Below are 26,998 nucleotides of genomic sequence, written 5' to 3' on the forward strand. Positions count from 1 at the left end.
CCTGGGAACACGCCCGTGAGCAGCACGCCGGTGCTGCGGATGGAGTCGGTCCGCAAGACCTTCGGCGGCTCGGTCGTCCTGCGGGACGTCGCTCTGGAGGTGGCTCCGCACACGGTGACCGCGCTGATCGGCGCCTCCGGTTCGGGCAAGTCCACGCTGCTGCGCTGCGCCAACCTGCTGGAGGACATCGACGACGGCGCCATCTGGCTGGACGGCGAGGAGATCACCGACCCGCGCGTGGACCAGGACGCGGTACGGCGCCGGATCGGCGTCGTCTTCCAGGCGTACAACCTCTTCCCGCACATGACGGTGCTGGACAACATCACGCTCGCGCCGCGCCGGGTGCACGGCGTCTCCCGTACGGAGGCCGAGGAACGGGCCAGGGAGCTGCTGGAGCGCCTCGGGCTGGGCGGCAAGGCCGACGCGTACCCCGACCGGCTCAGCGGCGGTCAGCAGCAGCGCGTGGCGATCGTACGTGCCCTGGCGGTGCGGCCCCGGCTGTTGCTGCTGGACGAGATCACGGCCGCGCTCGACCCCGAGCTGGTGGGCGAGGTGCTTGAGGTGGTGCGTGGCCTGAAGGACGAGGGCATGACCATGGTGCTGGCCACGCACGAGATGGGCTTCGCGCGGGACGTCGCGGACCAGGTGTGCTTCCTGGACGGCGGGGTCGTGCTGGAGCGCGGCACCGCGGAGCAGGTCTTCGGCGATCCGCAACAGGAGCGCACACGGCGCTTCCTGCGGCGGATCGTGGAGGCGGGCCGGTTGTAGTCCCGCGCGCGGGTCACGCGTCCGCGCGCGCCGCCCCGGCCAGTGAGGCGACCCGCTCCACGCCGAACGCGTAGCCCTGCACTCCGCATCCCGCGATCACGCCGTCGGCGCGCAGCGAGACGTAGGAGTGGTGCCGGAACGATTCCCGCCGGTGGATGTTGGAGATGTGCACTTCCAGCACGGGCATGCCGTCACAGGTGTTGAGCGCGTCCAGGATGGCGACCGACGTGTGCGAGTAGGCGCCGGGGTTGATGACGATCCCGCAGTGGTTCAGCCGCGCCTCGTGGATCCAGTCGACCAGCTCGCCCTCGTGGTTGGACTGCCGGAAGTCCACCGTCCCGCCGTGCGCGGCCGCCGCCTTGGCGCACAGCGCCTCCACGTCGGCGAGCGTCTCGTGGCCGTAGATCTCGGGCTGGCGCTGGCCGAGGAGGTTCAGGTTGGGCCCGTTGAGGATCATGATCGGGGCGGTGGCCAGGGTGCGGGGCACGGTTCCTCCGGTCCGTTCGGGGCGGTCCGTCCACGACCGCCGCTCGGACCCGGTCTATCACGCCGTTCGGCGCGGACGACGGGCCACGCGCGCCGGTCGCCGCGGCGCGCACCCAGGCCACGTGATCACCTCCACGCGCCCCCGTAACCCTCGGTCACTGTGGGTAGTTGACGCGGCATGCACGATGTACACACGGTAAGAAACCCGTCCATGCCGCGGCTCGCCGCCGCCTCTCTCGCCGGGACCGCGATCGAGTTCTACGACTTCTTCGTCTACGGGACCGCGGCGGCCCTGGTGCTGGGACCGCTGTTCTTCCCGACGTTCTCGCCGCTCGCCGGGACGCTCGCGGCCTTCGGGACGTTCGGGGTGGGGTTCGTGGCCCGGCCGCTCGGCTCGGTGATCTTCGGGCACCTCGGGGACCGGCGCGGCCGGCGTCCGGTGCTCGTCGTCTCGCTGCTGCTCACGGGCGCCTCGACGGTCGCGGTCGGCTGCGTGCCGTCCTACGGGACCATCGGCGTGGCCGCGCCCGTGCTGCTGCTCGTGCTGCGTTTTCTGCAGGGGCTGGGACTCGGCGGTGAGTGGGGCGGGGCGGTCCTGCTGACCGCCGAACACGCTCCCGCCGGACGGCGTGCCCTGTGGTCGAGCTTCCCCCAGATCGGGCCGGCGCTCGGCTTCGTCCTGGCCAACGGGGTGGTGCTCGCACTGTCGGCGGGGTTGTCCGACGCGGAGTTCGCCCGGTGGGGCTGGCGCGTGCCGTTCTGGGCGGCCGGCGTCCTCGCGCTGGCCGGCCTGTGGCTGCGCTCCTCCCTCCGGGAGAGTCCACGATTCCTGGAGATCGACGACCACGCGCGTGTGCCGCTCGTGGAGGTCGTACGGCACCACGGGCGGCTGGTGCTGCTGACGGCGGGCGCGCTCGCGGTCGGTTACGCGGTGTTCTACGCGGTGACGACCTGGTCGCTGGCGTACGCGACGGAACGGCTCGGCGTGAGCCGTACGGTCATGCTGGTGTGCGTCATGGGCGCGGTGCTGATGAAGGGCGCTTGCACGCCCGTCGTGGCGCTGCTCGGCGACCGGTACGGACGCCGTCCGCTGTGCCTGACGGGGTGCACGGCCTGCGTCCTGTGGATGCTCCCCATGGTCGCCCTCCTGGCGACCGGCGAGCCGCTGCTGATGTTCCTCGCCATCCTGGGCGCCCTGCTCGCCTTCGTCACCATGTTCGCGGTGATCGCCGCGTACCTGCCGGAACTGTACGAGGCCCGGGTGCGGTGCACGGGCGCCGCAGTGGGCTACAACCTCGGCGGGGTCTTCGGCGGCGCCCTCACTCCCATCGTGGCCACGGCGCTCGCGGAGCGGGGCGGGCGGGTTCCCTGGGGCGTGGGGGCCTACCTGACGGCTATCGCGCTGATCAGCCTGGTCTGCTTCGCCTTGCTGCCGGAGACGCGGCCGGCGCCCGTGCCGGCGGTCGAGCCGGTCACGGGCTGACCGGACGCGTCAGGGCCACCTGCGTTCCCGCTACGGATTGATCGCCAGTTCCAGGTAGGCGGCGAACAGCACCAGGTGCACGCCTCCCTGGAGGGGGGTGGCCCGGCCCGGCACCACGGTCAGGGAACTGACCACCACGGTCAGCGCGAGCAACAGCATGTGGGTCGCGCCGAGGCCCAGGACGAGCGGCCCGGGCAGCCACACGGACGCGAGCGCCACGGCCGGGATCGTCAGACCGATGCTGGCCATCGCGGAGCCGAGCGCCAGGTTGAGGCTGGTCTGCACCCGGTCCCGGCGAGCGGAGCGCAGCGCGGCGATGGTCTCGGGCAGCAGGACGAGCAGGGCGATGATCACACCGACGACGGCGTGATGGAGACCCGCCGCCGCCACGCCCGACTCGATCGTGGGTGACACGCCCTTGGCCAGACCGACCACGCCGATCAGCGCCAGCCCGAGCAGGCCGAGGCTGGTCCAGGCGGTGCGCGCCGACGGCGGCTGGGCATGGTCCTCGGCGGTGATGACCTCGCCCTGACGGGTGATGGGCAGGAAGTAGTCGCGGTGGCGCACGGTCTGGGTGGCGACGAACAGCCCGTACAGGATCAGTGAGGACAACGCGGCGAAGGTCAGCTGGATGGTGGAGAACTCTGGTCCGGGCTTGCTGGTGGTGAAGGTCGGCAACACCAGGCTGAGTGTGGCCAGAGTCGCCACTGTCGCCAGCGCCGCGCCGGTGCCCTCGGGGTTGAAGACGGCCGTGCCGTGCCGCAGGGACGCGACGAGCAGGCAGATCCCGACGACGCCGTTGCAGGTGATCATCACCGCGGCGAAGACGGTGTCCCGGGCCAGGGTGGCACTCTTGTCGCCGCCGTCGGCCATGAGGGTGACGATCAAGGCCACCTCGATGATCGTGACGGCGATGGCGAGCACCAGGGAACCGAAGGGCTCGCCGACCCGGTGCGCGACCACCTCGGCGTGGTGCACGGCCGCCAGAACGGCACCGGCGAGGACGAGGGTCACCAGGCCGACGACCGCGCCGGGCAGGCCCCGGCCCCAGGTGAAGACCAGCAGGACGACCGCGAGCACCGGCACGAGGATCGTCCATTGTCGGGTGAGCGACCGGAGCCGAGTGATCATGCGGCGATGGTCGCAGAGGTGTACAAGGTTCGCATTCCGTTCTTTCCGGATACCTCTCCTCCTTACCGGTGCGAGGCCCGGTGCCGGTGGGACCGGGCCTCCGCGTCGCTATGGGGCGCCACCGAGGGGCGACAAGGCCCCGCCGGGGGGTGGCAAGGCCCCGCCGCGGGGCGACGGGAACCGCGAAGGAGCGTCGGCTCCCGCGGAGGGCTGATGCCTCGCCGGGGGCTCATGCTCCCCCGGCGAGGACCAACGCCCCCGTTCGCTGAGCGGCTATGCGGCTAAGCGGGATCGTGGGCTTCCGCCGCGCCCAGGTCAGACGTCGACGCTGCTCTTGCGAGCACCCTCGCCGTCGGTGTGCGCCTCCCCGGCGGCCACCTGCTTCCGCGAGGCCAGCAGGCTGGTGACCGTGGTGACGGCCAGGACCGTGCAGATCACGCCGAGCGAGACCGGGATGCTGATCTCGGGCACGTGGACGCCCGACTCGTGCAGGGCGTGCAGCACCAGCTTGACGCCGATGAAGCCGAGGATGATCGACAGCCCGTACGAGAGGTGGACCAGCTTCCTGAGCAGCCCGCCGATGAGGAAGTACAGCTGACGCAGACCCATCAGGGCGAACGCGTTAGCGGTGAAGACGATGTACGGGTCCTGCGTGAGGCCGAAGATCGCGGGGATGGAGTCTAGGGCGAACAGCACGTCCGTGGTGCCGATGGCGAGCATCACGACCAGCATCGGGGTCATGACGCGCTTGCCGTTCTGCTGGATCCACAGCTTGGTGCCGTGGTACCGGTCGGCCACGCCGAACCTGCGCTCCGCGGCCTTCAGCAGCTTGTTCTCCTCAAACTCCTCGTCGGCATCGTCCGTACGGGCCTCCTGGATGAGCTTCCAAGCAGTCCAGATCAGGAAGGCGCCGAAGAGGTAGAACACCCAGGAGAAGCTGGCGAGGATCGCGGCCCCGGCGGCGATGAAGACGGCCCGCAGGACCAGGGCTATGAGGACCCCGACGAGCAGGACGCGCTGCTGGTACTGCGTGGGCACCGCGAACTTCGCCATGATCAGGACGAAGACGAAGAGGTTGTCGACGCTCAGCGACTTCTCGGTGATGAAGCCCGCGAAGAACTCACCGGCCGGCTGCCCGCCGCCGAAGACGAGGAGACCGAGACCGAAGAGGCCGGCGAGGGCGATCCAGACGGCTGTCCAGACGCCCGCTTCCTTGATCGACACCTCGTGCGGCTTGCGACCGATGAAGAAGTCGACCGAGATCAGGGCGGCGAGACCCGCGATGGTGAGGGCCCACAGGCCCATGGAGACTTCCATTGCACCTCCGGCATTACGTGACGGCAAACACATCAGCGTTGTCGCTGCCGGAGGTCTCTTCCACCCGTGACGGGCCGGCGCCCCGGGACCGGACCGGTCCGTACTGACGGGTGCGCCGCAGTGAGGGAGTACTCCCCTCCGTACGGAAGACTGTACCCCAATCACCAAGGAAAGGTAAAGCGATAGGTAAAGCATGCGCCAAGTAAGCAGGTCAGGCTAGCTTTACTATTGCTTGGCACGGACTCGGGCGACCTCGGTGAGCACCTCGTGCAGGGTCCGGTCGACGGCGGGGGTCAGTGAGGGTTCGTAGGTCCAGGCGTGACCGATCCAGGGATCGGCGAGGTGGTCGTCGGGCAGCGGGGTGAGTCGCAGAAGCGAACGCCATAGCGGATCGAGCAAGGGGCCGTATGCGGTGGTCTCCGCACGGTTGGCGATGAGCAGGAGGTGGACGCCGACGGCCGGCCCCTCATCCGCGAGGTAGCGCAGCCGGGTCACCGAACGGTCGTCGAACCCGTGCGGGAAGTCGTTGACGATCAGGAGTTGCTGGGCGATGTCCACGTCCGCCGGCAGCGACTCGGCCGCCCCACCGCGCACCGCCATCTGCACCAGGTCGACGCGCCGGGTGAGCCCCTCCAGCGCCTGCGCGACACCCCCCGCCCCGGTCGCGGGCGGCGCCGCGAGAAGCCCGGTCCGCGTCAGCGGCAGCAGCGCGTGGGTCCCGGCACCGGCAGGGTCGAGGACGCGCACGGTGAATTCGCCGGCCGGGTGTACGGCGAGCAGGCGCGCCGCGAGGGCGACGGCCACGGACATGGCCAGGTTCCGCAGCTCGGCGGGGTCCGTCAGGTGAGCGGCGCCGGCCCCGGACGGACCGCTGTCGATCCACAGACCCCTCTCCAGGGGCAGCCTGACCAGCAGGGGAATGCGCAAGGGCGCGCTTTCGGGCAGGTGCAGATCGCCGAGCCGCAGCGCCATCGGCGGCTCGGCGGGGACGCGGTAGGCGTGCCAGACGGGGCTGTCCCAGCGGGCGCAGGCGGGCGGGAGCGCGGGCTCGACCACCTCGGCCTCGGCGATGAGCTGGGCGAGGTCGCGGTCGAAGGCCGCCCGTGCCTGGCCTGCCAGCTGGGTCCGGCGGGCGTGGGCCGCCTCACGCGCGGCGTCACCCGCCGTGCCGAGTCGCGTGCGGGGGTCGGCGAGGGTCTGGTCGAGCTCCTTCTCCAGGCGGGAGTCGGCGAAGTCGACGGCGCTCCGGTAGGCGGCCGTGGTGCGGGCGAGGTCCTCGAACATGCCCCAGACCTGGTTGTACAGCCGTTCCTCCATCGACCAGCCCACGGCGTCTCCGGCAACGGGCCGGGCGGGCTGTCCGTCGGCGACCGAGGGGGCCTCGGGCGAGGGCGGAAGCCCGCGGGTGCGGCGCGGGTGTGTGTAGTCGACCGGGCCGCCGGGCTGGTGGGGATCGGGGCCGCCATCCTCGCCAGGGGTCTGCGGGTGGTACGGACGCGGCGGCTTCGGCGGCCCTGAAGCGGACGACTCGGACGCGGTGGCGGGCGGAGAAGCCGGCGCGGGCTGCGAAGCGGTGGCGGGCCGCCAGGCGGATGCCGGTGGAGGGGTGGGCGAGGTCCGCGGTGCCGAGGCGGAGGCGGTCCGGGGACCGGCATCGGTCGGCGGTACCGATGCCGTACCGGGCAGGGTCCGGGTCGCCGCCTCCTGGATGGCCGTCGCGAGGTCGTCCGCGTCGGTCAGCCCCCGGTCGGCGAGGAGGGCGGGGAGACCGCTCGCGTAGCCCTGCCCCATCGCGCGGACTTTCCAGGCGCCCTGTCTGCGGTACAGCTCCAGGGCGATCACGGCCGTCTCGGTGTCCAGGCCGGTGAGGGTGTAGCAGGCCAGTTCGGTGCCGCCGGGTCCGCTCACCGCGGTGTGCGGGGCCGGGACGGCACCGAAGCCGAGGTGGCCCGCCGTGCCGGCGGGCAGGGCGAGGAACACGTCGACGCGGTGCACGGCCTCGGGCAGGGCGTCCAGGTCGACGGCCAGGCGGTGCCCGGCGGCCACCTGCCGGGGCACCTCGACGCCCGGCAGGGCGGGGGCCCCGGCGTGGGCCACCCACTGGCGGCCGTGCACCATTCCGTGCTCGTCGCCGAGTGTGAGTCCGGTCAGGACCGGCACCCCGGCCGAGATCCGGATCTCCAGCCGGACGTGGGACAGCGGGTGGTTCTGCCCCCGCACCAGCTCGGCCCCCATCGGCGTCACCCCCCTGCCGGCGACGGGCCCTAGAGGTGCGGCAGGATCGCCGGCATCAGGTCCTGGAAGGTACGGCCCCTGGCCGGGGCGCCGATGGCCGTCATCGTCCAGCCGGAACCCGCCCGGTGCACCTTGGCCATGATCTGGGCGGTGTACTCGCCGCCGCCGGCCAGGGTGTAGCGGGCGAGTTCCTGGCCGTTGGTCTCGTCCACGAGACGGCAGAAGGCGTTCTGCACCTCCTGGAAGGTCTGGCCGGTGAAGGAGTTGACCGTGAAGACGATCTGATCGATGTGGACCGGGACGCGCTGCAGGTCCACCAGGATGGCCTCGTCGTCCCCGCCCTGGCCGGCACCGCCGACGAGGTTGTCACCGGTGTGCCGCACGGAACCGTCGTCGCTGACCAGGTGGCGGAAGAAGACGACGTCCTTGGGTTCCGCGCCGGCGAAGAGAACGGCGGAGGCGTCCAGGTCGATCTCGCGGGTGCGGGAACCGAACAGGCCGCGCCGCTTGGCCGCCTGCCAGCCGAGGCCCATGCGGACCGCCGTCAGGGTGGCCCCGTCCTTCTTCTCCAGGCTGATGGCCTGACCCTTGGACAAGTTGACGGACACGGCTGAATCCCCTCTCGACGGTCCCCTGTTGCCGCGCGAGCCGTTGCTGCTCACCGCGCGGTTGTTCAGAACCCTACGCAGGGCCCCGAACGGTGCCGACCCCCGGCCCGGGCTTTGTGTCGGGGTTGCAACACTTGGCGTCCGGGCCGAAGGCCGGTACCGGGCGGGACTCAGGCCAGCCCGGCTTCCCGCATCTGGCGCAGCTCCTTCTTCATCTCGGAGACCTCGTCGCGCAGCCGGGCCGCGATCTCGAACTGCAGCTCCGCGGCGGCGGCACGCATGCGCTCGGTCATCTCCTCGATCTGCTCCGCCAGTTCGGCCGCGGGGCGGTCCGTGGGCACCGCCTTGCCCTTGGCGTTCCTGGCGGCCTTTCCGGCCTTCGCGCCCTTGGCCGCCTTGTCGCCGAGTGCCGGAACGGGGGCCTTCGCTGCCTTGCCGTCCTTCGTCTTGCGGTACCCGGAGCCGAGGAGCTGTTCGGTGTCGACCTCCTCACGGGCGATCTGGGCGACGATGTCGTTGATCTTCTTGCGCAGCGGCTGCGGGTCGATGCCGTTCGCCTTGTTGTAGGCGACCTGCTTCTCCCGGCGGCGGTTGGTCTCCTCGATGGCCTTCTCCATCGCCGGGGTGATCTTGTCGGCGTACATGTGGACCTGGCCGGAGACGTTGCGCGCCGCTCGGCCGATGGTCTGGATCAGCGAGGTGCCCGACCGGAGGAAGCCCTCCTTGTCGGCGTCCAGGATCGCCACCAGGGACACCTCGGGCAGGTCGAGGCCCTCACGGAGCAGGTTGATGCCGACCAGGACGTCGTACTCACCGGAACGCAGTTCGCGCAGCAGCTCGACGCGGCGCAGGGTGTCGACGTCGCTGTGCAGGTAGCGCACCTGGATGCCGAGTTCCAGGAAGTAGTCGGTGAGGTCCTCGGCCATCTTCTTCGTCAGCGTGGTGACGAGGACCCGCTCGTCCTTCTCGGTGCGCTTGCGGATCTCGTGCACCAGGTCGTCGATCTGGCCCTCGGTGGGCTTGACCACGACCTCCGGGTCGACCAGGCCGGTCGGGCGGATGATCTGCTCCACGAAGCCGTCCGAACGCGACAGCTCGTAGGGGCCCGGGGTGGCCGACAGGTAGACGGTCTGCCCGATGCGCTCCTGGAACTCCTCCCACTTCAGCGGCCGGTTGTCCAGGGCGGACGGCAGGCGGAAGCCGTGGTCCACGAGGGTCCGCTTGCGGGAGGCGTCACCCTCGTACATCGCGCCGATCTGCGGGACGGTGACGTGCGACTCGTCGATGACGAGCAGGAAGTCGTCCGGGAAGTAGTCCAGCAGCGTGTTCGGCGGGGAGCCCGGCGAGCGGCCGTCGAAGTGCATCGAGTAGTTCTCCACGCCGGAGCAGGTGCCGATCTGGCGGAGCATCTCGATGTCGTACGTGGTGCGCATCCGCAGGCGCTGGGCCTCCAGGAGCTTGCCCTGCTTCTCCAGCTCGCCCAGGCGCTCGCCCAGTTCCTTCTCGATGTCGTTGACGGCCCGCTCCATGCGCTCGGGCCCGGCGACGTAGTGGGAGGCGGGGAAGACGTAGAGCTGCCGGTCGTCGCTGATGATCTCGCCGGTGAGCGGGTGCAGTGTGGACAGCGCCTCGATCTCGTCGCCGAACATCTCGATGCGGACGGCCAGCTCCTCGTAGACCGGGAAGATCTCGATGGTGTCGCCGCGGACCCGGAAGGTGCCGCGGGTGAACGCCATGTCGTTGCGCGTGTACTGGATGTCGACGAAGCGGCGCAGCAGCTCGTCCCGGTCGATCTCGTCGCCGACACGGAGGGTGACCATGCGGTCCACGTACTCCTGCGGAGTACCGAGGCCGTAGATGCAGGACACCGAGGCGACCACGACGACGTCACGCCGGGTGAGCAGCGAGTTGGTGGCCGAGTGGCGCAGACGCTCGACCTCCTCGTTGATCGAGGAGTCCTTCTCGATGTAGGTGTCCGACTGCGGGACGTAGGCCTCGGGCTGGTAGTAGTCGTAGTACGAGACGAAGTACTCGACGGCGTTGTTCGGCAGCAGCTCGCGGAACTCGTTGGCCAGCTGCGCGGCCAGCGTCTTGTTCGGCGCCATCACGAGGGTCGGGCGCTGGAGCTTCTCGATCATCCACGCGGTGGTGGCGGACTTGCCGGTGCCGGTCGCGCCTAGGAGGACGACGTCCTTCTCGCCGGCCTCGATGCGCTTGGCCAGCTCGGCGATGGCTGCCGGCTGGTCGCCGCTGGGCTGGTAGGGGCTGACGACCTCGAAGGGCGCCACCGTGCGTTCGATGTGGGAAACGGGCCGCATGTCATCAACCGTACGACCCCGCACTGACAACCGGTTCCGATCAGCGGTTCTGCGGGGTGCGGGAGGCGTGGTGCTCGGGCCGGCGCACCGGGTGGTGTCCGTCGTGGACGGCGAGGCGGCGCTCGGCGTGGGAGGCGACGGCGGCGGCCGGAACACCCGGTTTCTGCTCGACGGGCCTCCAGTCGGGGCGGCCCACGAGCATCAGCGGGTCGAAGATCACTACGACGCCCGCGAGGAGCAGGAAGGCGAGCGGTCCGATCAGCATCGGCGCCAGCGCGGAAGCGGCCGGCGCGCCCCCGGCGGTGCGGGAGGCGCCGTCGAGGTGGACACTCAGGGCGGCCATGCCGGTGTAGTGCATGCCGCTGACCGCGAGCCCCATGACGAGGCTCGCGCCGACGCTCCACAGGAGGCCCCGCACCTGTCCGGCGGCCCACAGGGCGGCGGTGGCGGCGACGACCGCTATGACGACGGAGGCGGCGACGGTGGCGGTGTTGTAGGTGAACCGTCCCTGGAAGTGGACGCCCGCCATACCGAGGTAGTGCATCGAGGCGACACCCAGACCGGTGATCGTGCCGCCGGTGAACAGGGACGTGCCGGTGGCCCCCCGGTAGCCGACGATGAAGATCCCTACACCGACCATGACGATGGCGAGGCCGAGGCTCGCGTAGGTCATCGGCTTGTCGTAGTGGAGCGGTGCCTCCTCGACGCTGAAACCCATCATGGCGACGAAGTGCATGGTCCAGATGCCGGAGCCGATCGCCGCCGAGCCGAGGGCCAGCCACGCGGGCCGCCGTGCGTGCGTGACCAGCAGGGACCGTGTGGTGCAGCGCAGGCCGAGGGCGCCGCCGAGGCACGCCATCAGGTAGGCCACCAACGGGGTGACGGCCCCATAGCTGAATCCGTCGACCGTGCCTTGCATCCGCGGCTGCCCTTTCCGCCTTCTTCTGTCCCGGAAAACCCGAATACGCCCCCGTCCCAGGACCGCACGGGCGGTCAGGGTTGTCGCAGAGAGTATGACCCCCCTCGGATGGGTCGAACGATTTTCCGGCAAAGAAACACGGCCTTGCCGCAGTTGTGCGGCATCGGTGAGCGGACTTGGACATCTCCATGCATTGTGTGGGCGTCGTGCGCCGGGCGTCGTTGACTCAGTGCTGCCAGTCTGTTGCTGTCGGTATCCGCTCGATGCGAGGAGGACGCATGTACGCGCGCGTAGTCGCTGCCCCTGTGGCCGCGGCCCTGGGGACGGTGACCGCCCTGCTGAGCCCCCCGTCCGACGCCCGGGCGGGCGAGCACGGCGTGCCCACGGTGATCGCCCACCGGGGCGCCTCCACCTACGCGCCCGAGAACACGCTCCCGGCCGTCGACAAGGCCGCCGAACTGGGCTTCTCGTGGGTCGAGAACGACGTCCAGCGCACCAAAGACGGCCAGCTGGTCGTCCTGCACGACGAGACCCTGCGGCGCACCACGAACGCCGAGGAGCTCTTCCCCGGCCGGGCGCCGTGGAAGGTGCGGGACTTCACCGCCGCCGAGATCGCCCGGCTGGACGCGGGCAGCTGGTTCTCCCCCGTCTACGCGGGCGTGCGCGTGCCGACGCTGAAGGAGTACATGCGCCGGATCGAGCACAACCACCAGAAACTCCTCCTCGAGATCAAGAACCCGGAGCTGTACCCGGGCATCGAACAGCAGACGCTGAAGCTCCTGGGCAACGAGGGCTGGCTGGGCGGCAGGCACCTGGGACGGCTGATCGTGCAGAGCTTCAGCGCCGACAGCGTGCGGACCGTGCACGAGCTGAAACCGGCGGTCGTCACCGGCTACCTCGGTACGCCCACCGCGGCGCAGCTGCACGGGTTGACGCGCTTCACGGATCTGATCAATCCCTCGTACGGGTCACTCTCGCGGGGGTACGTCGCCTCCGTGCACGCCTTGCACGGACCGCACGGCCGGCCGCTGGAACTCCTCGCCTGGACGGTGGACGACGCGGCCACCGCACGTAAGGTCGCCGGCTACGGGGTCGACGGGATCATCAGCAACAAGCCCGACGTGGTGCGGGCGGCGCTGGGCTCCGACTGAGCCGGACGGCGTTGTCAGTGGCGGGTCGTACCGTAGGCGCATGGACAGCCATGGGCAGGATGAGCAGCGGGTCGTGTGGGCCGTCGTCGGCACGGACATCGGCCCGCTGATGCTGGCGGCGACCCGTGACGGCCTGGTGAACGTGGTCTTCCACGCCTCGGACGCGGTGCGCGGCCGGGCGCTGGAGCGGCTGGCCGCACGGCTGGGGTCCGAGCCCGTGGAGGATCCGGACTCGCCGCTGCTGAGCGAGGCGATAAGCCAGCTGCGGGCGTACTTCGCCGGCCGGCGGCACGACTTCGACCTGCCGCTGGACTGGTCGCTGATCTCCGGTTTCAACCGGCAGGTCCTGCGTGAACTGGCCTCCGGTGTGCCGTACGGCACCGTGGTGGGGTACGGCGATCTGGCGGGCCGGGTCGGCCAGCCCGGCGGGGCGCAGGCGGTCGGCGCGGCGATGGGCGCCAATCCGCTGCCGGTGGTCGTGCCGTGCCACCGGGTGGTGGAGAGCGGCGGCGGCATCGGGGGTTTCGGGGGCGGGCTGGAGACCAAGCGGAAGCTGCTCGCCCTGGAGGGTGTGCTGCCGGAGCCGCTGTTCTGACGGGTGCGGGGCGCGGCCGGGGCCTCTCGTCTGGATCATGCCGGGCTCGCGGGCCCTGGCACCGCGCCCTGGCCCGGCCTGATCCAGACGAAGGACACTGGTCGTCGCAAGACACTGGTCGTCGTAACGAAAGACCCTAGTCGTCGTAGTGCCGGGCCTCGAAGACGTTGCCGTCCAGGTCACGGAAGTAGAAGCTGCGCGTGGCGTCGCCGCGGGCGCCGGACAGGCCGTGGTCGATGCCCGACACGGGGACGCCGTGTTCCTCCAGGCGGCTCTTCAGGGCGTCGAAGTCCGCGGCCGGCAGCGACAGGCAGACGTGGTTGACGGGGTGCCCCGCGCTGTCGGCGGAACCGGGCAGCATCCTCATCTGCTCGGCGAAGCCGCGCGGGGCGAGGTCGATGATCGTTTCCTCGTTGACGCGTACGGAGGGGAAGGCCGCCGTGCCTTCCGCGAACTCGGCGACCCTGACCGGCTCCAGGCCGACGGCCGTCTCGTAGAAGGCGGCCGCGGCGACCGGGTCGGCCACCCACAGGACGACGTGGTCGAGGCGCGTGGTGTTGTTCCTCATGTCCACCAGGCTGGTGGCCCCCATGACGGGTCACAAGCGTTTATCCGTGCCCGGCGCCCGCCAGAGACTAGGAAGGACCGACGGACAGGAGGCGGGCACGTGGTGCTGGTGGTGTCGGAAGAAGTCCGGGAGGCGATCGACGCGGGGCGGCCGGTGGTGGCTCTGGAGTCCACGATCATCGCGCACGGCCTGCCCCGTCCGCGCAACCTGCAGGTGGCGCTGGAGCTGGAGGAGGCGGTGCGGCGGGAGGGCGCCGTGCCGGCGACCGTCGCCGTGCTGGACGGGCGGCCCCGGGTCGGCCTGGACAAGGACCAGCTGGAGCGGGTCGCCAACGAGGACGGCATCCGCAAGCTGGGCCATCGCGACCTGCCGCTCGCCGTGGCGACGGGGGCGAGCGGGGCGACCACCGTGTCGGCGACGGCACAACTGGCGTCCCTCGCGGGGGTGCGGGTGTTCGCCACCGGTGGGCTCGGCGGGGTGCACCGGGAGTGGACCGTGACCCAGGACGAGTCCGCCGACCTGGGGCTGCTGGCGCGGACCCGGATCACGGTGGTGTGCGCGGGCGTGAAGTCGATCCTGGACGTACCGGCGACGCTGCAGCGGCTGGAGACACTGGGCGTGGCCGTCGCCGGGTACGGCACCGACCGGTTCCCCGGCTTCTACCTGTCGGACTCCGGGCATCCGGTCGACTGGAGGCTGGACACTCCGGAGCAGGTCGCCGCCGTCATGCGCGCCCAGGACGCGCTGGACGCCCCCGGCTCGGCGCTGATCGTCGCCCACCCGGTCCCGGAGACGGAACAGCTGGACCCCGAGTTGCACGCGCGCGTGCTCGCCGACGCGCTGCGCGCCTGCGCGGAGCAGGGAGTCACCGGGCAGGCGGTGACCCCGTTCCTGCTGGACCACCTGGTCCGGCACACGGACGGTGCCTCGCTGAGCGCCAACCTGGCGGCGGTGCGCGGGAACGTCCGGCTCGCGGCGCGGATCTCCACGGCGTGGGCCAGGGGGTGACCGCCGGGCGGAACGGCGCGCTGCTGGTCGTCGGTGACGTGGTCACGGACGTGATCGCCCGGCATCGGGGGCCTCTCGCGGCCGGCACCGACACGGCCGCCGTGATCCGGAGGCTGCCGGGCGGCGCCGGCGCCAACGTGGCCTGCTGGGCCGCCCACGCGGGCTGCGCGGACGTGCGGCTGCTGGGGCGGGTGGGCACGGACGCCGTCGCGTGGCACGAGCGGGAACTGGCCGCGGCCGGGGTGCGGCCCCGGCTCGTGGTGGACCGGGAGGCGGCGACCGGCACCGTGATCTGCCTCGTCGACACGGGTGCGGCGGCCGAGCGGACGTTTCTGACGGACAGCGGGGCATCCCTGCGGCTCGGCCCCGCCGACTGGTCGGACGCGCTGCTCGACGGCGTGGCCCGGTTGCACCTGTCGGGCTACCTGCTGTTCACCGGGTCGAGCCGGGAGCTCGCGGAGACGGCGCTCGCGGCGGCACGCGCGCGTGGTGTGCCGGTCAGCCTGGACCCGGCCTCCGCCGGCTTCCTGGTCGAGCTGGGGGTGGAACGCTTCCTGGCGTTCGCCGAGGGGCTGGACGTGCTGCTGCCCAGCCGGGACGAGGCATGCCTGCTGACCGGACTGCCGGATCCGGCGGACGCGGCGGCGAAGCTGAGCCGTCTCGTGCCGCTGGTGGTGGCCAAGGCGGGTGCGGAGGGAGCGCTGGTGGCCCGTTCCGGCGCCGCGCCGGCCCGGGTTCCGGCCGTGCCGGCGGACCCCTGGGACACCACGGGCGCGGGTGACGCCTTCACGGGTGCGTTCCTGGCCGCCCTGCTCGCGGGCGCGGCACCGGAGGAAGCTGCGGCACGCGGCTGCCGGGCGGGTGCGGAGGCGGTCGGACGAGTGGGCGGCAGACCACCGCATCCGGGGGGCGGGGGGTGAGCGGTCGGGTGCGTGCCGGCCGCCTCCGCCGGATGCGGGCGCCTGTGAGCGGTGACCCGGTCACGCCCTGTGCCGGATGCCGGACCCTGTCGGCGCGAAAGCCGGGTGCTGTCGGCACGAAAGCCAGGACCTGCCGGCAGGCACGCGGACGCCGGGACCCGTAGCCGGGCGCGCGGATACCGGGCCCTGTCGGCGGCGAGGCCGGCGGGCGCGTGGAGCCCTGGTGCGTCGAAACGGTCCGGCAGCCGCGACTGCCCGCTGCCCCGGCTACCCCTTGTGCCCCCACGCCGAGATCATCTGCGCGGTGGCCAGGTCCATCGTCCCGGTCTCCACGTTGGCCAGGTGCTCGTCGATCTCCGCATCGGTGGCCAGGCCGGCGGCGACGAGCCGGCCACGGATCTGACGGACCGTCGCGGCCTCCAGGGCGGTGCAGGCAGGCGAGGCCACGGGGAAGTACGCGTCGGCCTCGACTCCGCGCAGTCCGGCCTCGCGGAGCAACCGCGGGAGTCTGCGGCCGTAGGAGAGGTCGGCGCCGCGGTCGGCGAGCAGCTTGCGGAAGCCTTGGCGCAGCCGGTTGGCGAGCCGCTGCTCGGGGCCGTACTCGTCGGGGCAGGTCAGGGGCTGGAGGGCGGGGTCGGCGTCCTCGATCAGCAGGCGTCCGCCGGGCCGCAGGGCTTTGACCATGTTCCGCAGCGCCCGTTCCCGGTCGGGTACGTGTACGAGGACGAGCCGGGCGTGGACCAGGTCGAAGCCCTCCCCAGGCGGCTCCTCGGCACCCACGTCGTGGACGCGGATCTCCACCGGCGGGCGGTCCGCGGCGGTGAGCCGCGAGGTGTCGATGTCGGTGGCGACGACCCTACCGGCCGGTCCCACTTTCCCGGCGAGCCAGGACGCGACGGAGGGGCCGCCGGCCCCCACTTCCCAGCAGCGCCAGCCGGGGCCGATACCGAGTCCTTCGATGTGCCGGAAGGTCGTGGGGTCGAAGAGTGCGGTGAAGGCGTCGAAGCGTTCACCCGCCTCGTTCTGCCGGTTGTCCAGGAGGTATCCGTCGGAGCGCGCCATGCTCCCATCATCCCGGTCATCCGGCCCGTCCGGCTCGGTCGCCCCTTCGTCCACAGGCGGGAACCAAGCGGAACTCCCTGTTCCCACAGGCTTGCCCGTGCTTTGCCGGGGACTGGCAGACTTGCCGGGCAAGGCGCGAAAGCGTCGCGCGAGGAGATCCACACGGGGAGATCCAGATGGTCATGGCAGGGAATCTGCGGAAGGTCACGGGGCTGGGCAGGGTCGGCGGCCTGCGCAAGGTGGCACGGCTGGCCCGGCGCCGGTCGCGCGTGGACCTGAGCCATCCCGCCAGATCGCCGCTGGGCTCGTCGGTGGTGAACTGCGTGACGTATCAGGACGGCGTACGCGTGCCCGGGTGCGCCGACCTGGTGGACGCCGTGCGGTTCGTGCGCAAGACCGGCGAGGGCTTCGTCTGGCTCGGGCTGCACGAGCCGACGGACCGTGAGTTCACCGGCATCGCCGAGCTGTTCGACCTGCATCCACTGGCGGTGGAGGACGCGATCGAGGCGCACCAGCGACCGAAGCTGGAGCACTACGGCGACACGCTCTTCGCGGTGTTCAAGACCGTCTGTTACGTGGAGCACGAGCAGCTGACGGCGACGAGTGAGGTGGTGGACACCGGCGAGATCATGGTGTTCGTCGGCGAGGACTTCGTGATCACGGTGCGGCACGGCCGGCACGGCTCGCTGGGGCCGCTGCGCGAGGAGTTGGAGGCGGACCCGCACCAGCTGGCCAAGGGACCGGCGGCCGTACTGCACGCGATCGCCGACCATGTGGTGGACGACTACCTGAGCGTCACGGACGCGGTGCAGGCCGACATCGACCAGGTCGAGACGGACGTGTTCTCGGAGAACGGCGCGCGTCTGGACGCGGGCCGCATTTACCAGATGAAACGCGAACTGCTGGAGCTGAAGCGGGCGGTGGTGCCCCTGGGCCGCCCGCTGGAGGATCTGGCGACCCGGCCGATACGGGTCGTCGCCCCGGAGATACAGACGTACTTCCGGGATGTGCTCGACCACCTGATACGGGCCAAGGAACAGATCGCCGCGTTCGACGAGCTGCTCAACTCCATCCTGCAAGCGCATCTCGCGCAGGTGACGGTGACGCAGAACGAGGACATGCGGAAGATCACGGCCTGGGCCGCGGTGATCGCCGTGCCGACGATGGTGTGCGGGGTGTACGGCATGAACTTCGAGCACATGCCGGAGCTGCACTGGCGATTCGGCTACCCATTGATCGTGGCCGTGACGGCGGGGGCGTGTCTGGCGGTGTACCGGGGCTTCCGGCGCAACGGCTGGCTCTGAGCGGCGGGGCTGGCAGGGGCAGCTGCCGGAGCCAAGCCGCGAGCTGCCGGCTCCCGCGGCCGCCTGGGCTCGGCGGCCGCCGGACAGGGTCAGGAGGGGTCAGGAGAGCCTGTTGCCCTCGTCCGGCAGGATTCCGGCGACACCCCGGATCCCGGCCGGATCTCCGGACCGCGCTTCCGGATCAGCCGCTCCAGGCGGGGTGGCGCGGGTCGTCGGCCCGCACCAGGACGTCCGCCGTGCCGGCCGGGTCGGTCTCGGCCTCGTAGCGCTCGAAGGCGGGGAGCGTCCAGTGGTCGGCCTCGGGCGTGCGGCGGCGGAGGGCGCCCGGGGAGAGGAGGAGGTGCACGGTCAGATCGAAGGGGAACCAGTGGCGCAGCAGGAGGGGGCCGTGGAGCAACAGGATGCCGCCGGGCGGGAGTGGGACGTAGGGGCTGCGGGTGGCCCGGTCCGTGGCCGGGTCCCACAGGTCGGGCAGGATCCGCCCGTCGCCTCCGGGGTCGAGCGGCCCGAAGACCTCCCGCCACAGGGCGCCCGTGTCGAACCATCCGTTGTAGTACGACTCGGCGTCGCGCCGCCCGTGCTCCAGGCGGAGCGAGGCGGGCCGCAGGAAGCCTTCGGTGCCGATCACGAGCGAGGGCCGGCCGCGCACCCGCAGCGCCTCGCCGACACGTGTGGCGAGGTCTCCGGGACGGGCGGCCGGGGCCCCGTCGAAGCCGACGCGCTGCCAGGCCGCGCTGTCGGACGGTCCCGCACCGGCCAGCCGGTCGGCGAGCCGCTCTGCCAGCCGTTCCCAGGTGATCGCTTCCAGTCGCACACGCCCATGATGCCGGGTGGCGGACGAGAGCGGCGCGGGTACCGGCCTCAGGCGGGCCGTCCGGCCGCGCGACGGGCCGCGAGCAGGGCGGGGAGGTGCGTTTCGCTCCACGTGCGGGCGGCGTCGAGGAGGGGGATGAGGGTGCGGCCGAGGGGGGTGAGGGCGTACTCGACGCGCGGCGGGTTCTCGTCGTACGCGGTACGGGTCACCAGGCCGTCGCGCTCCATGGCGCGCAGGGTCTCGCTGAGGACCTTGGGTGTGACGGCCCTGAGCGGGACCCGCAGTTCGCCGAAACGGCGTGGGCCGTCCTGGAGACAGCGGATCACCATGCCGGACCACTTGTCGCCGACCCGGAAGGGCACGGCGGACGACGGACAGAGGGGGTGGAACATGCCGGGATCGAGAGGTGCGGCACGGTCGTGGGCCGTCGCGTCGGTCATCCGTCGAGGGTAGCGCCGATTCCGTTGCGGTAACCGGGGGTCCGGTCCCTAAGGTCCTGGTCCGATCGCGGGCGACCGCGCGGGACTTGGAGGTCGGAATGAGCGGGATCGTGGTCTTCGGTGCCGGGGGCCGGGCCGGCCGGGCGGTGACGGCCGAGGCACGTGCGCGTGGGTACGCGGTGACGGCCGTGGTGCGGGAGCCGGCGAGACATCCGGATCTCGGAGCGGAGGGTGTCACGGTCGTACGCGGCGACGTCACCGATCTCCGGTCGGTCACCGGGGCCGCCGCCGGGCATGCCGGGGCCGTGCACGCCGTTTCGCCGTTCAGCGGACCGGAGCAGGGTTTCGACACGCTGGACCCCGGGTTCTTCGTGAAGGCGGCGGACGCGCTGCTCGAAGGACTCGCCGTGGCGGGCGTAGGCCGGCTCGTCGCCGTGGGCCTCGGGGCGAACCTGCTCGGCGCGGACGGGCGTCCGGTGATGGACGACCCGGGCGCGTTCCCGCCGGCGATCCGGCCGTTCGCGCTGGCGCACACGGCCGGCCTGCACCGGCTGCGGGAGCGCGGGAACGGCCCCGTCGACTGGGTGATGCTGACGCCCGCCGGCCACCTGGAGCACGGCGGTGTACGGACGGGGCGGTACCGCGTCGGCGGGGAGCGGCTGCCGGGCGGCGGTCGTGAGCCATGGCTGTCGTACGCGGACCTCGCGGTGGCGGTGGTCGACGAGATCGCGCAACCGGTGCGGCACCGTACGCGAGTGTCTGTGTTCAACCACCGGGACGAGCGGGACCAGTTCCCCGAGGTGGGGCGGGAGGGGGGAGGGAACTGACCGACGGGGAAGGAGCGAGGGCGGGCGTGGGAGGTGGCGGCGGTGACGGGGAAGGTACCGCGTATGGCGCTTCCCGCGACTCCCCACTCCCCCGGCCGTCTTGTCGCCATCCAGCCGTTGAAGCGCAAGCGGTGTGCCGGTTGCCGGCGCGGTCCGCTGTCGCTGCTGGTGCTGGAGGACGCGGCGCCGCGCTGCCTGGACTGTGCCGACCTCGGCCATCTGGTGTTCCTGCCGCGCGGCGACACGGCCCTGACCCGCAGATCACGGGAGGAGAGCGGGCTGTCGGTGGTGGTCGTGCGGTTCAACCGGCGCAAGAGCCGCTACGAACGCCAGGGCGTGCTCGTGGAGGAGGCCGCGCTGGCCCGGGCCGAGGCCCGTTGTCTGGCGGACGCGGAGGCCCGGCGCCGGCGGCGGGTGCGGGACGCGCGGCGCCGGGCGGCGGAGGACGAGCGGTTCGCGGCGGCGTTCGCGGCCGAGATCCTCCGGCTGTTCCCCGGTTGCCCGGCCGAGCGGGCCCGCGCCGTCGCGGCCCACGCGTCGGTGCGCGGCAGTGGACGGGTGGGTCGCAGCGCGGCCGGGCGGGCACTGACCGAAGGGGCGGTGATCTCGGCGGTCGTGGCGGGCGTCCGGCATGGGGACACGGCGTACGACCAGCTCCTGATGAGCGGGGTCCCGCGGTACGAGGCGCGGCGCCGGATCGCGGGGACCGTGCAGAGCGTGCTGCGGGCGTGGCAGGGGGCCGGGGAGGAGGGCGTGGGGTGACGAAGGGGCTGGGGGTGGAGGTGGGCGGCGTGGGCCTGATTGGCGCTTGCGGGCCGCGGGCGATCGCGGAGGGCCCGTGTGGCAGCGGGCCTCGGCTGGGCCTCGCGGCGCCCGCTCGCGCCGGCGGGGTGCCTCCTCCTGGTGGCGGCACCCCAGGGCCCGCCCCTACCCGCCGTCGGTGGAGGTCGGACGGTGCGTGGGAGCTGTGTGGGCGGTCAGGGCAAGGCCGCGGGCGGACGGGGCGTGGTGACGGGTGAGAGGGATGCCGGTGCCGGGCCGCGGTCCGGGTGGGACGGAAATGGGGGTGCGGGGATGATCGGCGGGCCGTTCTTCGTGCTGGTCGTGGTGGGCGTTCTCGGGACCGGGCTGGTGGCCGGGGTCTTCTGCGGGTTCTCGACCTTCGTGATGCGGGGACTCGCGGCGCTGCCGCCCGCGCAGGGCGTGGCGGCGATGAACGCGATCAACGTCGCGGCGGTGCGGCCGGCCTTCATGACCGTGTTCACCGGGTCGGCGGCGTTGTGCGCGCTGATCGCGGTGGTGACGTTCGTGGTGTGGCCGCAGGAGGGGAGAGTGGAGCTGCTGCTGGGGAGCGCGTCGTACCTGGCCGGCTCGTTCGGGCTGACGGTCGTCGCGAACGTGCCCCGCAACGACAGGCTGGCCCGGCTCACCCCGGGGACGCCGGAGGCCGCGGTGTACTGGCCGGCGTACGTGCGCGAGTGGACGTTCTGGAACCACGTCCGGACGGCCGCCTCCGCCGCGGCGGCCCTGTTCTACATACTGGCCCTCGCCTGAGCCCCCCCTCCGGCGGCGGGCGCCCGCGAGAAAGCGCTGTCAGCCACCCTGCGCGGGCGTCCGCGGAGACGTATCGTGGCCGGAAGAGCGCCGCCCGACGACGCACGGCCCTTCGTACACCCGGTGCCTCCGGTGCCCGTACGCGAGGAAGACGTTATGGCCGATCCCAAGGGGTTCATGACCACGCCGCGCCAGGAGTGGCCGCGGCGGCCCGTGGAGCAGCGGGTGCGGGACTGGGACGAGGTGTACGTCCCGGGCGCGCTGCTGCCCATCATCAGCAAGCAGGCCGACCGCTGCATGGACTGTGGCGTCCCGTTCTGCCACCAGGCCTGCCCGCTGGGCAATCTCATCCCCGAGTGGAACGACCTGGTCGCACGGGAGGACTGGCGGTCGGCGAGCGACCGGCTGCACGCCACGAACAACTTCCCGGAGTTCACCGGGCGGCTGTGTCCGGCGCCGTGCGAGGCGGGGTGCGTGCTGGCGATCAACCAGCCGGCCGTCACCATCAAGAACGTCGAGTGCGCGATCGCCGACCGGGCGTGGGAGGAGGGTTTCACGCCTCCCCGGCCACCCGAACGGTTGTCCGGGAAGACGGTCGCCGTCATCGGCTCCGGTCCCACCGGGCTGGCCGCGGCACAGCAGCTGACCCGGGCGGGGCACACGGTGGCGGTGTACGAGAAGGACGACCGGATCGGCGGGCTGATGCGGTACGGCATCCCCGAGTTCAAGATGGAGAAGCGGCACCTGGAGCGGCGGATCGAGCAGATGCGGGCCGAGGGGACGAAGTTCCGTACGTCGACGGCGGTCGGCAGGGACGTCCCGGCGGCCGAGCTGCGGTCCCGGTACGACGCGGTGGTGATCGCCACGGGTGCGACGGCGTGGCGGGAACTTCCGGTGCCGGGCCGCGCGTTGAACGGGATACACCAGGCGATGGAGTACCTGCCGCTGGCCAACCGGGTGTGTGAGGGGGATCTGGAGGCGTCGCCGCTGTCGGCCGCAGGCAAGCACGTCGTGATCGTCGGCGGCGGAGACACCGGGGCGGACTGTCTGGGCACCGCGGTGCGCGAGGGGGCCGCGTCCGTGACCCAGCTGGACATCTACGCACAGCCGGGTGCGGAGCGCGACGAGGACGCCGAGCCGTGGCCGACGTACCCGAAGATCTACCGGCTGTCGGCCGCGCACGAGGAGGCGCGGGACCTGCGGACGGCACCGGCGGCGGACGCGGACGCGCGGCTGTTCGCGGCGTCCACGCTCCGCTTCACCGGCGACGGGAGGGGGAACGTACGGTCACTGCACCTGGTGGAGGTCGACGAGCAGCGGCTTCCGGTGCCGGGTACCGAGCGGACGCTCCCCGCCGACCTGGTGCTGCTGGCCCTCGGGTTCTCCGGGCCGGACCAGGGGGACGGTCTCATCGAGCAGTTGGGGCTGGCATTGCGGCCGCGCGGCACGATCGCCCGGGACGACGGTTTCGCGACCAACGCCCCGGGGGTGTTCGCCGCCGGGGACGCGGCGCGCGGGCAGTCGCTCATCGTGTGGGCGATAGCGGAGGGCCGGGCGGTCGCGGCGGCCGTGGACCACTATCTGACGGGGAGTTGCCGGCTCCCGGCCCCGATCCGGCCCACGGACCGGCCGATGGTGGTCTGACACACCGTCGGGGAGCCGGCCGGGAACCGATGCGGCCGGGGACCGGCGGGGGCCGGTCAGCGGGCGGCGCGTTCGTCGGTGCCGGCGATCTTTCCCGTGGCCAGGGCCACGCGGTTCCACGTGTTGATCGTGAGGATCAGGGACAGGACGTGGGCCAGTTCCTCGTCCTCGAAGTGGGCGGCGGCCTCGGCGTAGACGGGGTCGGGGACACCGCCGTCGGCGACCAGGGTCACCGCCTCCGTCAGGGCGAGGGCGGCCTGCTCCCTGGGGGTGAAGAAGTGCCGGGCCTCGCGCCAGACGGCGACCATGTGCAGCCGGTCCTCGTTCTCGCCGGCCTTGCGGGCGTCGTTGGTGTGCATGTGCAGGCAGTAGGCGCAGTGGTTGAGATGGGAGGCGCGGATCTGGATCAGTTCGACCAGGGCCGGTTCGAGGCCCCGGCGGGCGGCGGCGTCCAGGCCGACGATCGCCCGGAACACCTTCGGGGCGGCCTTGGCGAAGTCCAGGCGGGTACGGCCGGCCTCGGCCGTGGCGATGCCGTGCGGGAGGCCGACGGTGGAGGTGGCGGCGGCGGTCGCGGTGGTTGTGTGCGTCGTCATGTCTCCAACCTAGGGACCGAAAAGACCGGCGGTAGGGTGCATTTCCATGACGGAATCGTGGGTCAATTCCGCGGAGCGGATCGGTGCGGATCTGCATCTGGAGCTGTCGGGCCCGGGTGGCCGGCGAGCGGCGCTGACCGGGGCACTGCGCGAGGCCGTGCGCAGCGGGCGGCTGGCGCCGGGCACCCGGTTGCCGCCGTACCGGTCGCTCGCCGCGGACCTGGGGGTGGCTCGCAACACGGTGGCCGACGCCTACGCCGAGCTGGTCGCCGAGGGCTGGCTGACCGCCCGGCAGGGTTCCGGGACGCGGGTGGCGGAGCGGGCCGAGCCGCTGCGTGACAGCGTACGAACGCCCGTCGAGGTGCCCCCGCGCGCACGGGGGCCGGTGCACGACCTGCGGCAAGGGTCGCCGGACGCGTCGGCTTTCCCGCGTGCGGCGTGGGCGGCCTCGTACCGCCGGGCGGTGCAGACGGCGCCGAGCGAGGCGTTCGGGCCGGGCGATCCCGCCGGACGCCGCGAGTTGCGCGAGACGCTGACGGAGTATCTGGCTCGCGCGCGGGGGGTGCGTACCGAGCCGGACCGGATCGTGATCTGCTCGGGTTTCGCGCACGCGCTGCGGCTTCTCTTCGGCCGGGGCGTCCAGGACTGGCCCGTTGCGGGCGGGGTGGTGCGTGGTCCGCTGGGCGTGGAGGCGTACGGGCTGGGGTTCCACCGGGAACTGCTCGCGGGGGCGGGCGTGCGCACCGTACCTCTGCCGCTGGACGAGCACGGGGCGCGGGTGGAGGCGCTGGGGCGCGAGCGGGCGGTGCTGCTGACGCCCGCGCACCAGTTCCCGACCGGCGGCCCGCTGCACCCGGAGCGCCGGGCGGCGGTGATCGACTGGGCACGCGCGCGGGGGGCTGTGGTGCTGGAGGACGACTACGACGGCGAGTTCCGCTACGACCGCCGGCCCGTCGGCGCGCTGCAGGGGCTCGATCCGGAGCGGGTGATCCACATCGGGTCGGTCAGCAAGAGCCTGTCGCCGGCGTTGCGGCTGGGCTGGATGGTCCTGCCGCGGCGGTACGTGGAGCCGGTGCTGGCGGCGAAGGGCGAGCGGGAGGGGTGGGCGAGCGTGCTGGACCAGCTCGCTCTCGCGGACTTCGTCGCCTGCGGGTCCTACGACCGTCATGTGCGGCGTATGCGGCAGCGGTACCGGCGCAGGCGGGACCGGCTCGTCGCGGCGCTCGCCGCGCGGGCGCCGCACATCGAGGTGACGGGGATCGCGGCCGGGCTGCACGCGGTGCTGCGGCTGCCGCCCGGCACGGAGCGGTCGACGGTGAAGGCCGCCGTGTGGCAGGGCGTCGCGCTCGACGGTCTGGCCGCGTTCCGGCATCCACGGAGTCCGACGGACGCCGGCGACGGCCTGGTGGTGGGATACGCGACCCCGGCCGAACACGTCTACGGGGCCGCTCTGGAGGGGCTGTGCGGGGTGCTGCCGCCGGGGTAGGCGCGGACCGCCCGGGGAAGGTGGGGCGCCGGCCTACGGCCTGTGGGCCACCGCGCCGTACCCCGGAAGCACGCCGTCGTCCTGGTCCGGGACCGGTTCGCCCAGGTCCGGGCGGACCGGTTCGCCCAGACCTGGGTGCCACGTCTGGACGATCTCGAGGCCGGGGCCGAGCAGTTCGGGGCGGTGAAGAAGCGGGCGAACTCCTCGCGGGAACGCGGGGCGAGGGCGACTCCGGCGAGCTTGGGCTTCTCGACGGCCGCCGCCGGCTCCTCGGGGGCGAAGTCGGCCGTGGCGTGGTGCGGGTCCGGCTCGGTGGGTATGCCGGTGCCGATGTCGACGAACCGCCGTACGCCCTGCTCGGGCGGCCGGCGCGTGGCGCGGTGCATGAACGCGCGGTCGACCCGGGCCGTCACCGGCGCCCGGGGCCGAGGGCCGGCATCCGCCGGCCCGTCGCCTCGTCGTCGGGGTGGTCGTCCTTGCCGCCGAGATACCAGTCGTACATCCGCGCGGGATGCGGCTCGCCGGTGTCGGTCCCGACGACCGTCGGCTTCTGCCCCGTCATGCGGCACCCCGTGGGCGTCAGACAGGAAGAGTCATCAACTTGCTTGCACGGTAAGGGGGTCGAGTCAGAAACAACACACCTCGAAGTCAGGACAGCAGGAAATCGGCCTCCCCCGCCTTGGCGCCCTCTATGAACGCGGTCATCTCCGCCGTGGTGTAGATCAGGGCCGGTCCGTCCGGGTCGGTCGACTGGCGTACGGCGATCCGCCCGTCGGCCAGCTTCATCGCCTCCAGGCAGTTACCGCCGTTGCCGCCGCTCCAGGGCTTGTGCCACCCCTCGCTTCCCAACTCCCGCGCGGGCATGCCGTTGTAGACGTGTCCGCGCGGCTTGATGCGATCCATTCACAGCTCCTTGCGGAGATCCCGGAGGATCTCCTTCGTGCGTTGTGCAGTAGCGGCCTGCGCCGCCATGCGGTCCATGACCTCCAGGTGGGTCGCCACCTCGGTGCGCGCGTCGAGGTAGACGGCGCCGGTCAGGTACTCGCTGTAGACCATGTCGGGCAGTTCCGGCATGGCGAATCGGAACAGTACGAAGGGCCCGTACGTGCCCGGGTGCGGCCCGTTGGCGAACGGGGCGACCTGGAGCGTCACATGGGGCAGCTCCGTGGCCTGGAGCAACTTGTCGATCTGCGCGCGCATCACCTCCGGGCCGCCGACCGGGCGGCGCAGGGCGGTCTCGTCCATCACCACCCAGAAGCGGGGGGCGTCGGGACGGGTGAGCAGTTGCTGGCGTTGCATGCGCAGCGCGACGTGCCGCTCGATGTCCTCCGGGCTCGTCTGCCCGACGGCGCCGGACTTCAGCACTCCGCGCGCGTAGTCCTCGGTCTGCAGCAGGCCGGGGACGAAGTGCGGTTCGTAGGAGCGGATGAGGCCGGCCGCACCCTCCAGGCTGACGTACATGGAGAACCAGCCCGGCAGGATGTCGTGGAACCGCTGCCACCAGCCGGGCTTGTTCGCCTCCTCGGCCAGCTGGACGAAGAACTCGGCCTCGTCGTCGGGTACGCCGTAGGCCTTCAGCAGCAGTTGGAGGTACGGGATCTTGAGGGAGACCTCGGCCATCTCCATGCGGCGGACGGTGGCGGGGGCGACGCGGAGGACGCGGGCGGCCTCCTCGCGCTTCAGTCCGGCGCGTTCCCGCAGGTCCAGCAGGCGCCGGCCGAGGACCACCTGGCCCACCGTCGGCGCGGACCGCGGTTCGCTCAC

26 protein-coding genes and 1 pseudogene are annotated in these 26,998 nt (G+C 72.1%); 12 read left to right on the plus strand and 15 right to left on the minus strand.

The window, feature by feature from the left end:
• Positions 1-39 precede the first annotated feature (39 nt).
• Positions 40-768: an amino acid ABC transporter ATP-binding protein gene (locus LG395_RS10160; RefSeq protein WP_225809264.1), complete on the plus strand. Its 729-nt coding sequence runs from the start codon at positions 40-42 to the stop codon at positions 766-768.
• 13 nt (positions 769-781) lie between these two features.
• Here LG395_RS10160 and aroQ read toward each other — a convergent pair whose 3' ends face one another.
• Positions 782-1,255 carry a type II 3-dehydroquinate dehydratase gene (gene aroQ / locus LG395_RS10165; protein ID WP_225809150.1) on the minus strand — a complete coding sequence of 158 codons (474 nt, stop codon included), beginning with the start codon at positions 1,253-1,255 and terminating at the stop codon, positions 782-784.
• Positions 1,256-1,465: 210 nt separating this feature from the next.
• Between aroQ and LG395_RS10170 the strand changes: the two genes are divergently transcribed.
• Complete coding sequence (locus LG395_RS10170) at positions 1,466-2,737, plus strand: MFS transporter (protein ID WP_225809151.1); 1,272 nt, start codon at positions 1,466-1,468, stop codon at positions 2,735-2,737.
• Positions 2,738-2,767: 30 nt separating this feature from the next.
• Here LG395_RS10170 and LG395_RS10175 read toward each other — a convergent pair whose 3' ends face one another.
• The 6 genes from LG395_RS10175 to LG395_RS10200 all read right to left on the minus strand — a co-directional run bounded on the left by LG395_RS10175 (position 2,768) and on the right by LG395_RS10200 (position 11,265).
• Positions 2,768-3,868 (minus strand): calcium:cation antiporter, encoded by a 1,101-nt coding sequence (locus tag LG395_RS10175; RefSeq protein WP_171157361.1) that lies wholly within the window; start codon positions 3,866-3,868, stop codon positions 2,768-2,770.
• A 315-nt stretch (positions 3,869-4,183) separates the two neighbouring features.
• Positions 4,184-5,185, minus strand: coding sequence for a TerC family protein (locus LG395_RS10180; protein ID WP_225809152.1), 1,002 nt, complete (start codon positions 5,183-5,185; stop codon positions 4,184-4,186).
• Between the two features lie 225 nt (positions 5,186-5,410).
• Complete coding sequence (locus LG395_RS10185; RefSeq protein ID WP_225809153.1) at positions 5,411-7,420, minus strand: TerD family protein; 2,010 nt, start codon at positions 7,418-7,420, stop codon at positions 5,411-5,413.
• A gap of 29 nt (positions 7,421-7,449) precedes the next feature.
• Complete coding sequence (locus tag LG395_RS10190; RefSeq protein ID WP_132783985.1) at positions 7,450-8,028, minus strand: TerD family protein; 579 nt, start codon at positions 8,026-8,028, stop codon at positions 7,450-7,452.
• A 170-nt stretch (positions 8,029-8,198) separates the two neighbouring features.
• Positions 8,199-10,346, minus strand: coding sequence for an excinuclease ABC subunit UvrB (uvrB, locus tag LG395_RS10195; protein ID WP_171157356.1), 2,148 nt, complete (start codon positions 10,344-10,346; stop codon positions 8,199-8,201).
• 40 nt (positions 10,347-10,386) lie between these two features.
• Complete coding sequence (locus LG395_RS10200) at positions 10,387-11,265, minus strand: MHYT domain-containing protein (RefSeq protein ID WP_225809154.1); 879 nt, start codon at positions 11,263-11,265, stop codon at positions 10,387-10,389.
• A gap of 278 nt (positions 11,266-11,543) precedes the next feature.
• Between LG395_RS10200 and LG395_RS10205 the strand changes: the two genes are divergently transcribed.
• Both LG395_RS10205 and LG395_RS10210 read left to right on the plus strand, forming a co-directional pair.
• Complete coding sequence (locus LG395_RS10205) at positions 11,544-12,416, plus strand: glycerophosphodiester phosphodiesterase (RefSeq protein ID WP_225809155.1); 873 nt, start codon at positions 11,544-11,546, stop codon at positions 12,414-12,416.
• A gap of 40 nt (positions 12,417-12,456) precedes the next feature.
• On the plus strand, positions 12,457-13,011 hold the full coding sequence (locus LG395_RS10210; RefSeq protein WP_171157350.1) for a methylated-DNA--[protein]-cysteine S-methyltransferase: 555 nt from the start codon (positions 12,457-12,459) through the stop codon (positions 13,009-13,011).
• Positions 13,012-13,147: 136 nt separating this feature from the next.
• On the opposite strand, the gene LG395_RS10215 is transcribed toward LG395_RS10210, so the two are convergent.
• A complete protein-coding gene (locus tag LG395_RS10215) occupies positions 13,148-13,579 on the minus strand; it encodes a VOC family protein (protein ID WP_171157348.1) in 432 nt (143 codons plus the stop codon).
• A gap of 99 nt (positions 13,580-13,678) precedes the next feature.
• Between LG395_RS10215 and LG395_RS10220 the strand changes: the two genes are divergently transcribed.
• Together LG395_RS10220 and LG395_RS10225 are read left to right on the plus strand one after the other, a co-directional pair.
• On the plus strand, positions 13,679-14,587 hold the full coding sequence (locus LG395_RS10220) for a pseudouridine-5'-phosphate glycosidase (RefSeq protein WP_225809156.1): 909 nt from the start codon (positions 13,679-13,681) through the stop codon (positions 14,585-14,587).
• Positions 14,572-15,507, plus strand: coding sequence for a carbohydrate kinase family protein (locus tag LG395_RS10225; RefSeq protein ID WP_225809157.1), 936 nt, complete (start codon positions 14,572-14,574; stop codon positions 15,505-15,507). The genes LG395_RS10220 and LG395_RS10225 overlap by 16 nt, the downstream gene beginning before the upstream one ends.
• A 267-nt stretch (positions 15,508-15,774) precedes the next feature.
• Here LG395_RS10225 and LG395_RS10230 read toward each other — a convergent pair whose 3' ends face one another.
• Entirely contained in the window at positions 15,775-16,569 is a 795-nt protein-coding gene (locus LG395_RS10230) for a methyltransferase domain-containing protein (RefSeq protein WP_225809158.1), read from the minus strand.
• Between the two features lie 176 nt (positions 16,570-16,745).
• Here LG395_RS10230 and LG395_RS10235 point away from each other — a divergent pair, with 176 nt between their 5' ends.
• Positions 16,746-17,873 carry a magnesium and cobalt transport protein CorA gene (locus LG395_RS10235; RefSeq protein ID WP_225809159.1) on the plus strand — a complete coding sequence of 376 codons (1,128 nt, stop codon included), beginning with the start codon at positions 16,746-16,748 and terminating at the stop codon, positions 17,871-17,873.
• Between the two features lie 181 nt (positions 17,874-18,054).
• Here LG395_RS10235 and LG395_RS10240 read toward each other — a convergent pair whose 3' ends face one another.
• Positions 18,055-18,687, minus strand: a complete 633-nt coding sequence (locus LG395_RS10240) for a nucleoside/nucleotide kinase family protein (RefSeq protein WP_225809160.1) — start codon at positions 18,685-18,687, stop codon at positions 18,055-18,057.
• Positions 18,688-18,734: 47 nt separating this feature from the next.
• The gene (locus LG395_RS10245) at positions 18,735-19,127 is read right to left on the minus strand and encodes a winged helix-turn-helix transcriptional regulator (RefSeq protein WP_212768285.1); all 393 of its coding nucleotides are present in this window, start codon (positions 19,125-19,127) and stop codon (positions 18,735-18,737) included.
• A gap of 98 nt (positions 19,128-19,225) precedes the next feature.
• Here LG395_RS10245 and LG395_RS10250 point away from each other — a divergent pair, with 98 nt between their 5' ends.
• The 4 genes from LG395_RS10250 to LG395_RS10265 all read left to right on the plus strand — a co-directional run bounded on the left by LG395_RS10250 (position 19,226) and on the right by LG395_RS10265 (position 23,152).
• The gene (locus tag LG395_RS10250) at positions 19,226-19,954 is read left to right on the plus strand and encodes an NAD(P)-dependent oxidoreductase (RefSeq protein WP_171157338.1); all 729 of its coding nucleotides are present in this window, start codon (positions 19,226-19,228) and stop codon (positions 19,952-19,954) included.
• A gap of 63 nt (positions 19,955-20,017) precedes the next feature.
• Positions 20,018-20,716, plus strand: coding sequence for a DUF2293 domain-containing protein (locus LG395_RS10255; protein ID WP_225809161.1), 699 nt, complete (start codon positions 20,018-20,020; stop codon positions 20,714-20,716).
• 312 nt (positions 20,717-21,028) lie between these two features.
• Positions 21,029-21,508 (plus strand): anthrone oxygenase family protein, encoded by a 480-nt coding sequence (locus LG395_RS10260; protein WP_225809162.1) that lies wholly within the window; start codon positions 21,029-21,031, stop codon positions 21,506-21,508.
• Between the two features lie 156 nt (positions 21,509-21,664).
• Positions 21,665-23,152: a glutamate synthase subunit beta gene (locus tag LG395_RS10265; protein WP_225809163.1), complete on the plus strand. Its 1,488-nt coding sequence runs from the start codon at positions 21,665-21,667 to the stop codon at positions 23,150-23,152.
• 56 nt (positions 23,153-23,208) lie between these two features.
• Here LG395_RS10265 and LG395_RS10270 read toward each other — a convergent pair whose 3' ends face one another.
• Positions 23,209-23,748 carry a carboxymuconolactone decarboxylase family protein gene (locus LG395_RS10270; RefSeq protein WP_225809164.1) on the minus strand — a complete coding sequence of 180 codons (540 nt, stop codon included), beginning with the start codon at positions 23,746-23,748 and terminating at the stop codon, positions 23,209-23,211.
• Positions 23,749-23,794: 46 nt separating this feature from the next.
• Here LG395_RS10270 and pdxR point away from each other — a divergent pair, with 46 nt between their 5' ends.
• Positions 23,795-25,234, plus strand: coding sequence for a MocR-like pyridoxine biosynthesis transcription factor PdxR (gene pdxR, locus LG395_RS10275; RefSeq protein WP_225809165.1), 1,440 nt, complete (start codon positions 23,795-23,797; stop codon positions 25,232-25,234).
• A gap of 33 nt (positions 25,235-25,267) precedes the next feature.
• Here pdxR and LG395_RS10280 read toward each other — a convergent pair.
• The 3 genes and pseudogenes from LG395_RS10280 to LG395_RS10290 all read right to left on the minus strand — a co-directional run bounded on the left by LG395_RS10280 (position 25,268) and on the right by LG395_RS10290 (position 26,998).
• Positions 25,268-25,796, minus strand: a pseudogene (locus LG395_RS10280) (SAM-dependent methyltransferase).
• 86 nt (positions 25,797-25,882) lie between these two features.
• Positions 25,883-26,137 (minus strand): DUF397 domain-containing protein, encoded by a 255-nt coding sequence (locus tag LG395_RS10285; protein WP_171157330.1) that lies wholly within the window; start codon positions 26,135-26,137, stop codon positions 25,883-25,885.
• Positions 26,138-26,998, minus strand: coding sequence for a Sco1979 family transcriptional regulator (locus LG395_RS10290; RefSeq protein WP_171157327.1), 861 nt, complete (start codon positions 26,996-26,998; stop codon positions 26,138-26,140).

It is taken from the genome of Streptomyces spinosus (assembly GCF_020400655.1).
GTDB classification, from domain to species: domain Bacteria; phylum Actinomycetota; class Actinomycetes; order Streptomycetales; family Streptomycetaceae; genus Streptomyces; species Streptomyces argyrophylli.

Excerpts from the sequence above, each read along its gene's own strand:
- LG395_RS10160 (WP_225809264.1), top strand. The coding sequence starts at position 40 with ATGGAGTCGGTCCGCAAGACCTTCGGCGGCTCGGTCGTCCTGCGGGAC.
- LG395_RS10170 (WP_225809151.1), top strand. The coding sequence starts at position 1,466 with ATGCCGCGGCTCGCCGCCGCCTCTCTCGCCGGGACCGCGATCGAGTTC.
- LG395_RS10175 (WP_171157361.1), bottom strand. The coding sequence starts at position 3,868 with ATGATCACTCGGCTCCGGTCGCTCACCCGACAATGGACGATCCTCGTG.
- LG395_RS10180 (WP_225809152.1), bottom strand. The coding sequence starts at position 5,185 with ATGGAAGTCTCCATGGGCCTGTGGGCCCTCACCATCGCGGGTCTCGCC.
- LG395_RS10185 (WP_225809153.1), bottom strand. The coding sequence starts at position 7,420 with ATGGGGGCCGAGCTGGTGCGGGGGCAGAACCACCCGCTGTCCCACGTC.
- uvrB (WP_171157356.1), bottom strand. The coding sequence starts at position 10,346 with ATGCGGCCCGTTTCCCACATCGAACGCACGGTGGCGCCCTTCGAGGTC.
- LG395_RS10200 (WP_225809154.1), bottom strand. The coding sequence starts at position 11,265 with ATGCAAGGCACGGTCGACGGATTCAGCTATGGGGCCGTCACCCCGTTG.
- LG395_RS10205 (WP_225809155.1), top strand. The coding sequence starts at position 11,544 with ATGTACGCGCGCGTAGTCGCTGCCCCTGTGGCCGCGGCCCTGGGGACG.
- LG395_RS10210 (WP_171157350.1), top strand. The coding sequence starts at position 12,457 with ATGGACAGCCATGGGCAGGATGAGCAGCGGGTCGTGTGGGCCGTCGTC.
- LG395_RS10215 (WP_171157348.1), bottom strand. The coding sequence starts at position 13,579 with ATGAGGAACAACACCACGCGCCTCGACCACGTCGTCCTGTGGGTGGCC.
- LG395_RS10230 (WP_225809158.1), bottom strand. The coding sequence starts at position 16,569 with ATGGCGCGCTCCGACGGATACCTCCTGGACAACCGGCAGAACGAGGCG.
- LG395_RS10235 (WP_225809159.1), top strand. The coding sequence starts at position 16,746 with ATGGTCATGGCAGGGAATCTGCGGAAGGTCACGGGGCTGGGCAGGGTC.
- LG395_RS10245 (WP_212768285.1), bottom strand. The coding sequence starts at position 19,127 with ATGACCGACGCGACGGCCCACGACCGTGCCGCACCTCTCGATCCCGGC.
- LG395_RS10250 (WP_171157338.1), top strand. The coding sequence starts at position 19,226 with ATGAGCGGGATCGTGGTCTTCGGTGCCGGGGGCCGGGCCGGCCGGGCG.
- LG395_RS10255 (WP_225809161.1), top strand. The coding sequence starts at position 20,018 with ATGGCGCTTCCCGCGACTCCCCACTCCCCCGGCCGTCTTGTCGCCATC.
- LG395_RS10260 (WP_225809162.1), top strand. The coding sequence starts at position 21,029 with ATGATCGGCGGGCCGTTCTTCGTGCTGGTCGTGGTGGGCGTTCTCGGG.
- LG395_RS10265 (WP_225809163.1), top strand. The coding sequence starts at position 21,665 with ATGGCCGATCCCAAGGGGTTCATGACCACGCCGCGCCAGGAGTGGCCG.
- LG395_RS10270 (WP_225809164.1), bottom strand. The coding sequence starts at position 23,748 with ATGACGACGCACACAACCACCGCGACCGCCGCCGCCACCTCCACCGTC.
- pdxR (WP_225809165.1), top strand. The coding sequence starts at position 23,795 with ATGACGGAATCGTGGGTCAATTCCGCGGAGCGGATCGGTGCGGATCTG.
- LG395_RS10285 (WP_171157330.1), bottom strand. The coding sequence starts at position 26,137 with ATGGATCGCATCAAGCCGCGCGGACACGTCTACAACGGCATGCCCGCG.